The sequence below is a fragment of the Pseudomonas sp. BNK-7 genome, from assembly GCF_048072025.1.
Taxonomy (GTDB): Bacteria; Pseudomonadota; Gammaproteobacteria; order Pseudomonadales; family Pseudomonadaceae; genus Aquipseudomonas; species Aquipseudomonas danubii.
The window spans coordinates 6188025-6201631 of sequence record NZ_CP182252.1 but is presented as its reverse complement, the minus strand read 5'-3'; the positions used below and the strand labels follow the sequence as shown (position 1 = coordinate 6201631).

The following is a 13607-nucleotide window of genomic DNA, read 5'->3' as shown; positions in this document are numbered from 1 at the left end:
CGTTGCTTTTATCGCAGGCAAAAAAAAGCCAGCAACTAGGCTGGCTTGAGCTTTCAGGGTGAAATCAGTTGGCGTCTGCGGCCATTTCGGCGTCATGGGCGATCAGCGAAACCAAAGCGTTCTGCTGGCGATGTGAAAGTTGGCGGAAGCGTTGAAGCAGTTCGCGTTCATGCAAGGATAGCTCAGGGCTGTCCAGACGCATGCTCAACTCTTCACCCAAGGCACCTTCCTGAATAAGACTCTGCTCCAGGCGCGCGATGATTTCGGAGTTCATGCTGCGGTGATGATTGCGAGCCACCTCGGCAATGCGTTCACGCATCCCGTCGGGTAGACGTACGACGAACTTGTCAGCCGTACGGCTGGAATAAATTGCCTGTTTCAATGGGCGCATATATTTAACCGGTTAGTTCAGGGGAGCGGTTCTCGGAATTGGCCGCGAGCTGTCTTTTAGGACAAGCCTGATTGCCAAATGTTCAACCTGAATTGTTAAGAGGCCCGCATCATGCCTCAAAATTGCCAGATCCTTGGCGTCAATTCTGTGACAAATATTGAACTGGATAAAGGCGTTATGCCAGCACCAATTATCAGAAATGCGGACTGGTTTGAAAAGATCACCGGGCCCGCGTTGTTGGCCGCATTCTCCCATCCGACGGGAGTGTCAGTGCACTTGTGAAGGTGCATGCTATGCGGATGAAAGCGTAATCCCTACCTGTTAGAGGATAGTGGCAAATGGCCGATTTACTAGTTGTGCTGTCCGGAGCGGCAGCCCATGCCGGGTAGACTGATTTATTTGATGGGGCCTTCAGGGGCCGGCAAGGATAGCCTGATTGATGCGGCCAGGCAGCCTTTAAGTGTCTTGGGGTGTGAGGTTGTAAGAAGGGTGATCACGCGCTCGGCCGAGTCGGTGGGTGAGGAGGCGCAAGAGGTCACTGTCGAGGAGTTCGAGCGGCGGGTGGCCCGGGGCGATTTTGCCTTGTTTTGGCGAGCTAATGGTCTGGGTTATGGCATTCCCGTGCAAATCGATACTTGGTTGGCGCAGGGGCGGAACGTGTTGATCAACGGCTCTAGAGGCCATTTGCCACAGGCACGGGAACGTTATCCTGATTTACTTCCGATAGTTCTGATGGTTGATACCGAGGTATTGCGCCGTCGCCTGCTGCGTAGAGGTAGGGAAAACCTGCCGGAGATAGAGCGTCGCCTACAGCGCAACGAACAGTTTGCCTCTTCTGCCTGGCTGGATGACGAGCAGGTTGTGCGCCTAGACAATTCCTGTGAGTTGACGACAACCCTGGAACATCTGCTGGCCATACTGAGTGAGCACGGGATCAGCGCAATATCGGGTCGAACTTGATCTTGCGTCCGGCCAACAGCGCCAAAAGGAATAGGCTGAACATTGAGCCGCAGATGATCAGAGCAGCTTTGCCCAAGGGGGCTTCAGGCAGCAGCAAGGCGGCGATAGCGCTGATTAACGTCAGAATAAGCAGGCTTTTGGCTGCGGTGGACATTGGAGACTCCTGAAGTCTTGGTCTTAAAAAATCCAGCGTTCGGTTGGCGTGGCGGCAAGTTGCTGCGGGGTCTTTTCCTGGTTGACCCGAGCCACTCTGCGAGGCTCGACCTGGGTGTTCATGACTGCCAGCTGCGGTACCGGGTGCTGGTTGTAACGAGCGGTAGACAGTCCGGTAGGGTCAGCGTTGTCTACAGGTTGAAAGTGAAAAGCCATCAGTACGGCAATGGCGATCGCATTCAAGAGAAACAGGGCGCTGTTCATGGTCGTCATCTCCGCAGTTTTTTACCCACTGATAAAGCAGCCTGCGTGCCAAGAGTTTAACTGCAGATAAACTCTTTAAAAACAATAACTTGAGATGGGCTCTAGGGATTGTTGAATTGCATTTTGCAATGATGGCTTTTTGCAGTGATGCAATGTGCACGACGAGGCCATGAGCGAGCGGAGCGCTCCTGGCGGCTCGTGCAAAAAGCCCTATGGATAACATGACAAATGCGGCCTTGGCCGTTAACATGCACGCCGTCCCACGCGCCATGAAATATCAGGCGCTTGCCGTTTGTCTCAGTAGCTCAATTGGATAGAGCATCCCCCTCCTAAGGGGAAGGTTGGCAGTTCGAACCTGCCCTGGGACACCATCCCCCTTCGCGGTCTCAATCCGCTACAGGCAACAACGCCGGCAGCCCCTGCCAGGCAACCCCAGCCCAGATGCCGCTACCGGGCATCAGCAGTCGGCTCAGGCTTGTTTCATTGAACACCTCACCCAGAGAGTCGGCCCTGAACGCTGCGATCCATTGGCTGCGCCCGAGCATGAAGGCTCTGCCGAAGTCCTCCCAGTCGCTGAAGCAATCCTGAGCGCGTTGGGCATTGAGGAGCATGATCCGCCATCCGCTCTCGGTGTCTATCCAGCCCATCAACATTGCGCAACGGACAAAGAAGGCGCTGCGTACGCAGGCGAAGGCCATTGCTGCTCGCGGGTCGTCGCTGGCGTTCAGGCTGTGCAGGTCAACTCGGAACCACTGGCGTTCCAGGGTGCTGTCCAAGTGCTCGCGGACTTCGTCGTCCGTGGCGTTGCTGCGAAAGCCGATCTGGTGCAGCAGCGGGGCCCTGAGGGAGGCTTTCGCCTGATCTATGAAATGAGTGGTCTCGGGATCGAAGAAGCCGGTCATTCCGGTGGCATCCACCATGGGTTGGGCCAGGCTCAGTGCCCAGCGTTTGCGCGGCGTGAACACCACCAGAGAGGTGGGCGACTGGCGGCGAAAGTAGCGCCATACCAGCCAGGCGCCGAAGGCTACGGCAATTATCGTCATCATGTGCGTTTCACCGGTTCCTGGCCTGCCAGGCCACGATTTCCTCGGCCAGGGGCGCAGACATGTCCGTCCAGGGCACGCCTTCGGTCCGATACAGCGGGGCGTCGGGGTGGCATTGTGGCCGGGGGCTTTTCTTGAAGATATGGCGGGTGGCGTACTTGACCGATGGCGCCTGGGGGGCAACCTCTAGCAGCAAGTCGGACTGACGGGCCGCCACCAGCCATTCGACCATGGCCGACGGTGCGTCCAGTCGGTAGAACAGTTGCGGGTAGCGAGCCACCAGGCGGGTCTGGGCTTGCGCATCGCTGACTTCCTCGATGCGCAACCAGCCGGCATCGGTGCGGACGATGCCGATGGCAATGCAGTCGGCTGGCGTCTGCAGGTCGGTGCCCAGGCTGTTGAGGAGGCGCAGCAGGTCCTGGAAGTAGCGCTCGATGGGCGGGCGGTTCTGCTTGCCTTTGACTTGCTCCACGGTCAGTGCGCCGTCGTCCTGGATGATCAGGCTGACGGTGATGTGGGGCTGGCCCTGGGCATCACGCAGACTGAACACGCGCATGCCCTGTTGCTCCACGGCTTCGGCATAGCGTTCACCGTAGCCGCCGGTCAAGGCCCGGCGGTTGGCGAATTGCCCCAGACAGTGACGCATCACATAGCTTTCAAAGGCCATTTCAGCCCGTAGCAACGGGCTTTTCGGACGCAGTTCGACCCAGGTGTGTTCGGCGCAGGAGACCGTCACATTGAGGGCGTCGGGAGAGCTCTGGCGCCAGCCCTGATCGACCCGGGCGGCCATCTGCGCGTGCTCTTTTTCCCATAGCGCCAGGGCCTGCGGGCAAGTGATGCGTTCCAGCTTGCCCTCCAGTGCCGTGCCTTTGCGCGAGGTCAGGAACTCCACCAGTTGCGCTTCCTGCTGCAACAGCAATGGCTCCTGCGGGTCGACCCATACCAGCGTCGCCACGGCCTTTGCGGCGTCTTCGGGCTGTGCCTTGGCAGCGCTGTCGAAGTACCCGCTCACCCAGGCTGGCGGCGTATCGGTACCCAGCGCTGCACAGGCGTCCTCCAGGGTCTGGATGCGCCGTGCGGGTTCGAAGTTGCCCACCAGGTGTCGATAGAAGTGATTCAGCAACCAACCCTGTACCGCGTCTTCGTCTCCGCGCCCCTGGCTGCGCTGAGTGATGCCGCGTTTGAGTTCATCGGCATTCAGCAGGTTGCGCGGGGCGTAGCTGGGGCTGCGCTTGTCGGCGCTTACTTCCATATCTGCCACCAGTTTTTCTTGGCGGTCGGTTGAGTCGGGGCTTGCAACTCGCTCAGGATTTCTTCGATCCGGGCGCGGCACCTGATGTCGTAGTCATCGTCCGGGGCGCACAGGGCCAGGGTTCGTGCGCAGTAGTCAATGGCTTCGGCGGTGCGGCCGCGGGCCTTGAGGAAGTCCACCGAGCTTGACATGACCGAGACTTCGTTCAAGGACAGCACTGCTGGCTCGTAACGTTGCCAGAGGCTGTCGGCGTTGTCGGGATGGGCATGGGCCAGGTAGCGCGCGACCTGAATCCGGGCGAACAGCGCGGAGCTGTCCAATTGCTGATCGCTGACGCCTTGCTCTTCCTGCCACTTGAGCAAGCGTTCAAGCCAGATGAGGATTTCATTGTCGCGATCGAGCTTGTACAAGGCGTACGCCACCGAGGCGACGTACTCATTCGGGTCGTGGCGGCTATAGCCGAACTCCGCCGAGTAATGCCAAAGCTGTTCTGCGGCATCAATGATGCCAGGCAGATCTTCCAGGCAGATACGCGCACTGAGCAGGCCGTTGTAGTGCTCGGCGAACGGGCTGGCGGCGATGCCGCGCGCGTGCAACTCGATGGCGTCTTCGTAGCGGATCTGGTTGTAGTAGCGATAGTTGATCGCCAGGTTGTTGCAGAGCATGGAGTACAGGTGCGCGCAGGCATCGTAGGGGTGGCCGCTGCCGCTGGCGAAATAGCGTTCCATGTGGGCCTGGCCCTGCTCGTAGGCGTCTTTCTGCGCTTCGCGCAGCAACGAATAGGCCTGGTCCCGGGCGTCCTTGGGCAGCTTGTCGGCTTCAGTCTCTGCCAGGTCTTCGATGCTCAACGCATAGTTGTAGGCGTATTTGCCGCAGGACAGCACCGGCTTCGGCGCTTTCAGTGCCTCGATCACCCCCAGGCTGTTGACCCGAGCGGCAAACAGCGAGAACGCGCTGCGGTTGTCCTGCATACGGCCTGCCTGGATGGCGTTTTGCAGCAGGCTGGCTTCGGTGGTTGCGTCGATCAGGCCGCGCTCTGCGTCATGCACGGCGGCCAGGCGGGTGATCCAGGGCTGCTCGGGGGCACGCCGCAGGGCTTCGGCGCGGGCTTCGGCAAACAGGGAGTCGCGTGTCTCCAGATCTTCCATGGCCTGGTGCAGGGCGGCCAGGAGTGGGGTGGTATCGGACTCGGTGGTTTCGATGTTCGGCAGCGCCTCGAGAAAACTCTGCAGTGCTTCTTCGGTAATACAGGCGCGCATCACGCAGATCGGCCACCAGGCACTGTGCTCTTGGGGATCTTGCAGGCGGTCGAGAACCAGGCGGGCGGTGGCCGGCCAGAGCTCGGTTTGTCTGTCATAAACGTCGATGAAGGCTCGAAACCCCGCTTCGTCGATACGCCCGGCTTCCATCAGCCAAGGCAGTTCGTACTCGATGAAATTGTTGCCGCCGTCAGAATCCAGGCTCAGGGCTGCGGCATTGCAGACCTTCAACGCTCCGGCCAGATCACCCTGGGCGTGCAGGGCGCGGGCGGCCAGGCGTGCGGTGCGCACTTCCCATTCGCGGCGCTGGGGCAGCGAGCGACCAGCAGTCAGCTGGGCGATGGGTTGTTCGAACAGCGCCAGGCGTAACGGGATGATCTCGATCAGGGAGTTGCCCAGCCACAGCCAGTCGCCTTCATCGATGTCCTGGTCGGGGCCGGCCGTGCGTAAGGCGTTGACGGCTTCCAGCGCGGCGCTCCGGGCTTCTTCGTCGCGGTCGTGGAAGGCCAGGACGCGGGCGCGGCGTTGATACTGGTCGGCGGCGTCCCAGGCACGCAGCGCCGCACGGGCAGGATTGCTCAAGGTCAGGGCGTAGCGCACTTCGATGGTTTTCAGCGCAACTTCGAGGCGACCCTGTTCCAGCTCGTCGAAGATTCGGTAGCGACGATAGTGCTCGACATTGAAGTCCAGGGTTTGCGCGGCCATCTGGTTGAGCTGTTCGAGCACCTCAAGCAAGGTTGCGTCGTCGTCCAGATAACTGGCGACGCGCAAACGCAGGATGGCCAGGTTCATCGTCAACTCAGCGCGGGCAGGCTCATGCACGGCTTGCAGCAGGGCATTGCCATCCTCTGCGATAACGGCGCGAGCCGCGGCTGAATCACCGGCCTGCATCCATAGCGTGTGCAGGCGGTCGATCGAGGCCAGGGAGTCGGCCCGCAGCGGCTGTGCTTGCAACTGGGCCAGCAGGGTATCGGTTTCCTGGTCCTGCTGTTGCGCCTCAAGGCGGTCCATGAACTGTTCCAGTTCAATCCCGGTTATCGCACTGCTGTCATGCGCCATCGTTAACTCCATTTGATAATGACCTGCGCATCCCTTGATGCACTGCCTGGCAGACCGGCATTTGCTCGTCGATGATACCGCCGTCGGGCGTCATGCCGATCCTTCGACACCCGGATTGCAAGCCTGTGGGGCTTGCGACTGATGGAACCTTTGCCGGCTGGCCGATCCTGCATGCAGGGCCAGCATTGCGGAGCAAAAACGATCGAGGCTTTGAGGCGCTGCACGCTATCAGGTGATGTTTCAGAATCCAAGGTTTGAGCACGCCGCCTAAGTGTTTTTCAGCGAAGGGCCAGGACTTTTTTCATCAGGCGGCAAATGCTGTCTGGCCTCTATAAGGGAATGGCGAATCCGGCCGATAACTTCAGTGGACAATTGTGTTCCCAAGTGGCGATCTGCATCACAGGTCGACTTGAAAGTGCTTGATAGCCCGTGGCCAGCAGCTATTATCTGCGCGCCAAAAACAGGCTGCGAAGCCGGGCGGGTCCTGCTGTCCCTGGATTGATCTTCTTACTTGCCTGGAATCTTCGATGCTGGCGTACCACCAAAAGAGCTTTTTGATCGTCGATGATTTCTCGGACTTCCGCAGTTCGGTGCGTTCGATGTTGCGTGAGCTGGGCGTCAAGGACGTGGACACCGCCGACACTGGCGAACAGGCCCTGCGCATGTGCGCGCAGAAGCGCTATGACTTCATCCTCCAGGACTATCATCTGGGCGACGGCAAGAAAAACGGCCAGCAGGTGCTGGAAGACCTGATGCTGGAAAAGCTCATCAGTCATGAGAGCGTGTTCCTCATGGTCACTGCCGAGAGCAGTCAGGCCATGGTACTCAGTGCTCTGGAGCACGAGCCCGATGCCTATCTGACCAAGCCCTTCAACCGTTCCGGTCTGGCCCAGCGCCTGGAGCGGCTGCAGCAGCGCAAGACCCTGCTCAAGCCTATTCTTCAAGCCCTTGATCGGGGCAAGCCGGTGGAAGTGCTCAACGCCTGCATCGCCCTGTGCAAGCAGGACCCGCGTTACGCGCCGTTGTGCCTGCGCTATCGGGCAGATGCCCTGCGCGACATGCATCAGAACGAGCCTTTGGAGCGCCTGTATAACAGTATTCTCGCGGACCGGCCTTTGCCCTGGGCCTACGTCGGCCTGGGGCGCCTGCTGTTCAAGCGCGGGCAGGTCGGCGAAGCCAAGGCCGTCTATGAAAAGGCCCTCAAGGCTTTCCCGATGATGCCCGGGCTTTACGACGGACTGGCGGATGTGCTGGTGGCTGAAGGCGACACCAAGCGTGCCCAGCATGTGCTGGAAGAGGCAGTGCGCCTGTCACCACTGGCGGTGCGTCGTCAGGCGCTGCTGGGCAAGCTGGCGATGGCCAACGAAGACTTCGACAGCGCTTCCAGGGCTTATCGGCAGGCTGTATCTCAGGGCGCGCAGTCGCGCTTCAAGGACCCGGAAAGCAATCTTGGCTTGGCCCATGCCTTGATCAGCAAGGGCAGTGAAAAGGGCCTGGACACCCGCACCCGCCTGGAGATCAACCAGACCCTGAGTGCCGTGGCCAAGGAAAACCCCACCGACCCCGGACTGCAGATTCGTGCGCGCTTGATGAAGGCCACCAGCCTGCTGCTCAATGATGCGGAAACCGCAGAGAAGCTCACCGAGCAGGCGTTGATGCGCCTGGACGGCATGGAGCAGTTCATGAGTCCCGAAGCGGCATTGCTGGTGGCCAAGCAGCTGCAGATGTTGGGGCAGGCCAGTGCCGGTGCGTCGATGTTGAAAAACTGTGCGGAAATCTACGGCGACGATCCGAAGGTCATGCAGAACATCGCCAAGCTCACCGATGATCCGACTATTCTCAGTTCGTCCAATGCGGCGGCCGACATCAACCGCCAGGGGGTGCGCAGCTACAAGGCGGGCAATCTGAGTGAGGCTCGGGAGCTGTTCCGCAAGGCTTTGGCCATGCAGCCGAAGAACATCAGTATTGCCCTGAACATGGCGCAGTCGCTGTTGCACGGCACAGACCCCAAGACAGACGCGGCGCTCCTGGAAGAATGCCAGGCGTGCCTGAAAATGGTGGGCATGATGCCCGATACCGATGCGCGTTATGCGCGCTACCAGAAGCTGCGAAGCAAGGCGTTTGGCGAATGAACGAAGAGCAACAGGCGCTCGATTTTTCCACGGTGATTGCCTCCACCGTCCATGACATGAAAAATTCCCTGGCCATGCTGATGCAGGCCCATGCCCAGTGGCAGGCCCGTCAGCCCGAGACGCAACTGGCGCCGGAACAGGGGGTGATCGATTACCACTTCGCTCACCTCAACGGCATGCTGGTGCAGCTCTTGGGGCTGTACAAGCTGGGGGTCAACCAGTTGCCGCTGCAACCGGCTTACCACGAGTTGGATGATTTCATCGAAGCGCAACTGGTGAGCCATCAGGATGTGTTCAAGAGTCGTGGAATCTCTGCCACCTATGAGGTCGATCCCTTGAGTCCCCTGGGCTTCTTCGATCGAGAGCTGATTGCTTCGGTGTTGGCCAATTGCATCAACAATGCGCTGCGTTATGCCCGCCATGCGCTGTTGATCACGGTCAGTGATGAAGAGGGGCAGGTGGTGCTGTCCGTCAACGATGACGGCGACGGCTACCCGCCAGCGATGATCGAGCGTCAGGCCGATTATGTGCAGGGCATCAATCAGAGCAGCGGCAGCACCGGACTGGGGCTGTATTTCGCCGGGCGCATTGCCGAGTTGCATCAGCGCAATGGCGTATGCGGACACACCCGCATCAGCAACGGCGGCCCATTAGGCGGCGGGCTGTTCAAGCTGTACTTGCCTTGAGTGTCTGATCGGCGTGCTCGGCTGCGGCCAGGTGTTATCAGGCTGGCCGGGCCCTGGCAGGGGCTGTTCCCTTCTTCTTTTTCAAAGTCGGTGCTGGCCATGACGTGCGGGTTGCTCATCGGGAGTTCGCGCCTTCCCGGGATTTTATTCTTGCCTGCTTGAAATCCTGAACGGGTGATGCGTATTTTGTACGGGTCGCCGTTCGCGGCTCGTATAACAACAAGGATTGAGTCATGACAACCGATGGCCACAGTTCACTCGCCGAGCGATTGACGGGCATTGATGAGATTGAATGCGTCACTGCGGATCTCAATGGCGTGCCGCGGGGCAAGGTGATGACAGCCGAGGGCTTCCTCGAAGGGCGGCGTTTGCAGATGGCTCGCGGGGTGCTGCTGCAATGCATCATGGGCGGGTATCCGCCGGCACGGTTTTACGGCAGCGACGACGGCGACCTGGCGCTCAATGCCGACCCTCGGCAGATTCATCGTCTGCCCTGGAGCCAGACGCCGCGGGCGCTGGCCATTTGTGATGCGGATGAGCTCAGTGGCGAAAGTTCGCGACTCTCCACCCGCGGCCAACTCAAGCAGGTGATCGCACGTTATGCGGCCCAGGGGCTGGCGCCGGTGGTGGCTACGGAACTGGAGTTTTTCGTGTTCGCCGCCAATGACGATCCGGCACAGGCTTTTCGGCCACCGGTAGGCCTGGACGGTCGACGGGAGGAGGGCTACTCGGCATTCAGTGTCAGCTCCAACAACGGCCTGCGGCCGTTCTTCAAGGAAGTCTACGAGTGCATGGCGGCCCTGGGTCTGCCTCGCGATACCTTCATGCATGAAATGGGTGTCAGCCAGTTCGAGATCAACCTGCTGCACGGCGATCCGCTGTTGCTGGCAGACCAGACCTTCCTGTTCAAGCACCTGCTCAAGGAAGTGGCCCTCAAGCACGGACTGATCGTGGTTTGCATGGCCAAACCTCTGGCGCATACACCGGGCAGTTCGATGCATATTCACCAGAGCCTGGTGGAGATCGGCAGTGGGCGAAATGTCTTCAGCGACGATGCCGGGCAGCCGACGGCGATGTTCCGCCATTTCATCGGCGGGCTGCAGGCCGGGCTGGCGGACTTCACCGCATTGTTCGCGCCCAACGTGAACTCCTATCAGCGCTTGTGCCATCCTTACGCTTCGCCGAACAATGCCTGCTGGTCCCATGACAATCGGGCTGCGGGGCTGCGTATTCCGGCCAGTTCGCCGGTGGCGCGACGGGTAGAGAATCGCCTGCCGGGCGCGGACGCCAATCCGTACCTGGCGATTGCCGCGAGCCTGGCAGCGGGCTTGCACGGGATCGAGAATGAGCTGGAACCCACGGCGGCGATCCAGGGCGAGTTCGAGGTTCCGGACAATCTGTCGCTGCCTTGTACCTTGCATGCGGCGCTGGAGCGTCTGAAGCGTAGTCAGTTGGCAAGGGAACTGTTCGGCACTGAGTTCATCGAAGGCTACATCGCTTCGAAGACCATGGAGTTGACCAGCTTCTTTGATGAAATCACTCCCTGGGAGCGGCGTGTGCTAGCGGCCCAGGCATAACCGAACCGTCGCTGGTCGGGCCCTTGTTTGCCAAGGGTCCGACACCTCATTCAAGGAGCCGCTCGGAACGCCGATGCGCCAAATCTGGAAATCCTTTCGAGCGCTTTATTTCGCCTCGCTGATGATGTTGATCGGCTCGGGTCTGCTCAGCACTTATCTGGCTCTTCGCCTGGCCGCCGACCATGTCGATGGCCTGTGGGTGGGGGCCTTGATGGCGGCCAACTATTTCGGCCTGGTATTGGGGGGCAAGCTGGGGCACCGGTTGATTGCCCGGGTCGGGCATATCCGCGCCTACGCTACCTGTGCCGGGATCGTCGGGGCGGCGGTGCTCGGGCACGGATTGGTGGACTGGCTGCCGGCCTGGCTGGTGCTGCGGATGATCGTCGGCCTGGGGATGATGTGCCAGTACATGGTCATCGAAAGCTGGCTCAACGAGCAGGCCGACGCCAATCAGCGCGGGCTGGTGTTCAGCGGCTACATGATTGCCTCTTACCTGGGCCTGGTTCTGGGTCAGCTGATTCTGGTCATGCACCCGGCCCTGGGGTTGGAACTGTTGATGCTGGTGGCCCTGTGCTTTGCCCTGTGCCTGGTGCCGGTGGCCATGACCCGGCGTATTCACCCGGCGCCTCTGCATCCGGCGCCGATGGAGCCGCGCTTCTTTATCAAGCGAGTTCCCCAGTCCCTGAGTACCGTGCTGGGATCGGGGTTGATCGTGGGTTCCTTCTATGGCCTTGCGCCGCTCTATGCGTCGCAGCAGGGCTTGAGTACCGAGCAGGTCGGTCTGTTCATGGGGAGCTGCATTTTTGCCGGTCTGGTGGTGCAGTGGCCATTGGGCTGGTTGTCCGATCGCTATGATCGGGCGTTGCTGATTCGCTGTTTTGCGCTGTTCCTGGCGGTGGTGGCCCTGCCTCTGGCGATCCTGCCGTCGGTCCCTCTGGAGATGCTGTTTGTCCTCGGGTTCCTTTGTTCCCTGGTGCAGTTCTGTCTCTATCCGTTGGCGGTGGCTTTCTCCAATGACCACGTGGAAAGTGATCGTCGGGTGTCGCTGACGGCGATGCTGCTGGTGACCTATGGCGTGGGGGCGAGCATCGGTCCGTTGGCGGCTGGGGTGCTGATGAAGTTGTTCGGCAGTCAGATGCTGTATGCCTTCTTCAGTTTCTTTGCTCTGGTCCTGGTCTGGAGGATTCGGCCGAAGGCGGTGACCAATCTGCATCAGGTGGATGATGCGCCGCTGCATCACGTCGCCATGCCGGACAGCATGTCCAGCTCACCTCTGGTGGCGGCCCTCGATCCACGAGTGGATGAGCAGGTGGTGCAGGATCAGATGCAGACCGCGCCCGCGCCGGACGCCGCGCCTGCAGCGGAGCCTGAGACGCCGCAAGCGTCGGATGAGGCGTCGCCCGATGAATGCGCTCGGGATCATTTAAGCGGGGCTCGGCCCTAGAAACGAGAAACGGGCAGTTGCCGCAAGGCACTGCCCGTTTTCATTGGTGCGTGGGGCTCAGAGATCGTCTTTGTCGAAGCGCCGCGCTTCACGCTGCAACTGATAGACGAAGCGCTCTACCTGACGCTGCACCAGGCCGCTCATGTTGTGGAAACGCACGCCGGCAAAGGTGGTGTCGATACGTTCCTCGTGATGCAGGTAACGCAGTTCGACCGGGGCGGTCATGCTGCCGAAGGGCAGGGCGGCAATAAAGCGCTCGTACACCTGGCCCAGTTGCAGGCGCGAAGAGATATCGCCGTCGAAGCGCAACTTGCAGCCGGTAGCGGAAATATCCAGCAGCTTGCCGGTCAGAGGGGACTTGAGTTTTTCGCCGCTGAGTTCGATGTCGACCAGTTGCGCCAGCTTGAGTGCGGCGCGGAAGGCGTTGCGGCGCTGGTGGTAAACCACTTCGTCCGGCAGGGTGGCCCGGTAGCAGCGACCGCCATTGGACTCGTCGAGGGTCGGCAGGCCGTTGCTTTCCCAGGCGATGCGCACGCCTTCATGAAAGCCTTCAACACGAAATGGCTCGCCCGCCAGCATGAATCGCTCACCGTCGCGGGGGATCATTTCATCGAGGGCAATCATGTTGCTATCGCGGTCCACTTCCACCAGATAGCTCTGGAAGCGCTGGCTGCGCTCATGGAAAGTGATGATCAGCGGGTCGTGGCTCTCTTGCAGCAGCCGCAGGTTGGAGGAAATTTCCAACGCAGTGGTGAACACCTTAGGTGGCTGCGGAGCATCTTCCGCGTTTGAGGCGTTGAACACGGTTCATCAATCTCCAGACAAAATACAACTACACGCAGGGTCTGGCATTTTGCCAGTATGTTTCACGGCTTGATAGCACGCGCTCATTTTTGGGGCTTAAGCCTGACTGAGTGGGCGGGGCTTCGCAAGCATAGAGGTAGAGCCGCGGGCGTCATAAAGAGCTGGGGGTTCGCCGCCGTTGAGGATTTTCAACTGGTTGGCGGTGGTGGCCTGTTGAATCTGGATCGAGCGGCCGTTGAGTTCGTTGGTGGCCTGGCAGTCGGCGAGCAACTGAGTCAGCAGGTTGCCCTGCTCGAGCAGTTGATCGCCCAGGCTGGAGTGACTGGCCAGTTGTTCGAGGCCTGCACGATTGCTCGGCAGGTTCAGGCTGGCAAGGATCTCTGTGCGCTTACGGCCATGCTGTTCCAGCAATATGACCAGGGCCTGCTTCTGCGCCAGGATATCCTCCAGCAGCGGCATGTCGCGGCCGTGCAGGGCAATGGATTCGGCTCTGAGCAGCTCCAGCAGTTGTTGAGCTGGAGCAAGGTCGTCATTGATCAGTTGCAGTAGATTGATGTCGTGCATGGCTGGCCTTGGGGATTAA

At 60.2% G+C, this 13607-nt stretch carries 13 protein-coding genes and 1 tRNA gene; 6 read left to right on the top strand and 8 right to left on the bottom strand.

Annotated features, from left to right (window positions below; genetic code table 11):
- Positions 1 to 64 precede the first annotated feature (64 nt).
- A complete protein-coding gene (locus tag ACMGF8_RS27895; RefSeq protein WP_016968184.1) occupies positions 65 to 391 on the bottom strand; it encodes an Arc family DNA-binding protein in 327 nt (108 codons plus the stop codon).
- 378 nt (positions 392 to 769) lie between these two features.
- Here ACMGF8_RS27895 and phnN point away from each other — a divergent pair, with 378 nt between their 5' ends.
- Entirely contained in the window at positions 770 to 1351 is a 582-nt protein-coding gene (gene phnN, locus ACMGF8_RS27890) for a phosphonate metabolism protein/1,5-bisphosphokinase (PRPP-forming) PhnN (protein WP_250329504.1), read from the top strand.
- Here the strand turns inward: phnN and ACMGF8_RS27885 are convergent.
- Entirely contained in the window at positions 1326 to 1505 is a 180-nt protein-coding gene (locus tag ACMGF8_RS27885) for a PA3371 family protein (protein ID WP_102860694.1), read from the bottom strand. The genes phnN and ACMGF8_RS27885 overlap by 26 nt on opposite strands.
- A 23-nt stretch (positions 1506 to 1528) precedes the next feature.
- Positions 1529 to 1768, bottom strand: a complete 240-nt coding sequence (locus tag ACMGF8_RS27880) for a hypothetical protein (protein ID WP_305948674.1) — start codon at positions 1766 to 1768, stop codon at positions 1529 to 1531.
- A gap of 294 nt (positions 1769 to 2062) precedes the next feature.
- On the opposite strand from ACMGF8_RS27880, the gene ACMGF8_RS27875 reads away from it, so the two are divergent.
- A tRNA-Arg gene (locus ACMGF8_RS27875) sits at positions 2063 to 2139 on the top strand.
- Positions 2140 to 2154: 15 nt separating this feature from the next.
- Here ACMGF8_RS27875 and ACMGF8_RS27870 read toward each other — a convergent pair.
- The 3 genes from ACMGF8_RS27870 to ACMGF8_RS27860 are packed head-to-tail and all read right to left on the bottom strand — an operon-like array spanning position 2155 to position 6381.
- Complete coding sequence (locus tag ACMGF8_RS27870; protein WP_250329484.1) at positions 2155 to 2814, bottom strand: DUF1266 domain-containing protein; 660 nt, start codon at positions 2812 to 2814, stop codon at positions 2155 to 2157.
- A 7-nt stretch (positions 2815 to 2821) separates the two neighbouring features.
- On the bottom strand, positions 2822 to 4063 hold the full coding sequence (locus tag ACMGF8_RS27865) for a hypothetical protein (protein ID WP_416757934.1): 1242 nt from the start codon (positions 4061 to 4063) through the stop codon (positions 2822 to 2824).
- Positions 4054 to 6381 carry a hypothetical protein gene (locus tag ACMGF8_RS27860; RefSeq protein ID WP_416757932.1) on the bottom strand — a complete coding sequence of 776 codons (2328 nt, stop codon included), beginning with the start codon at positions 6379 to 6381 and terminating at the stop codon, positions 4054 to 4056. Before ACMGF8_RS27860 ends, ACMGF8_RS27865 begins: the two co-directional genes overlap by 10 nt.
- A 527-nt stretch (positions 6382 to 6908) precedes the next feature.
- Between ACMGF8_RS27860 and ACMGF8_RS27855 the strand changes: the two genes are divergently transcribed.
- The 4 genes from ACMGF8_RS27855 (at position 6909) to ACMGF8_RS27840 (ending at position 12220) form a co-directional block, all read left to right on the top strand.
- Complete coding sequence (locus ACMGF8_RS27855) at positions 6909 to 8513, top strand: tetratricopeptide repeat-containing response regulator (RefSeq protein ID WP_102860699.1); 1605 nt, start codon at positions 6909 to 6911, stop codon at positions 8511 to 8513.
- Positions 8510 to 9199: a sensor histidine kinase gene (locus tag ACMGF8_RS27850; protein ID WP_416757930.1), complete on the top strand. Its 690-nt coding sequence runs from the start codon at positions 8510 to 8512 to the stop codon at positions 9197 to 9199. Before ACMGF8_RS27855 ends, ACMGF8_RS27850 begins: the two co-directional genes overlap by 4 nt.
- A 335-nt stretch (positions 9200 to 9534) precedes the next feature.
- Complete coding sequence (locus ACMGF8_RS27845; protein ID WP_416760390.1) at positions 9535 to 10776, top strand: glutamine synthetase family protein; 1242 nt, start codon at positions 9535 to 9537, stop codon at positions 10774 to 10776.
- A 73-nt stretch (positions 10777 to 10849) separates the two neighbouring features.
- Entirely contained in the window at positions 10850 to 12220 is a 1371-nt protein-coding gene (locus ACMGF8_RS27840) for an MFS transporter (protein ID WP_102860702.1), read from the top strand.
- Positions 12221 to 12277: 57 nt separating this feature from the next.
- Here the strand turns inward: ACMGF8_RS27840 and ACMGF8_RS27835 are convergent, their stop codons facing one another.
- Positions 12278 to 13024: a flagellar brake protein gene (locus tag ACMGF8_RS27835; protein ID WP_102860703.1), complete on the bottom strand. Its 747-nt coding sequence runs from the start codon at positions 13022 to 13024 to the stop codon at positions 12278 to 12280.
- A gap of 96 nt (positions 13025 to 13120) precedes the next feature.
- Positions 13121 to 13588, bottom strand: coding sequence for a flagella synthesis protein FlgN (locus ACMGF8_RS27830; RefSeq protein ID WP_102860704.1), 468 nt, complete (start codon positions 13586 to 13588; stop codon positions 13121 to 13123).
- Positions 13589 to 13607 lie beyond the last annotated feature (19 nt).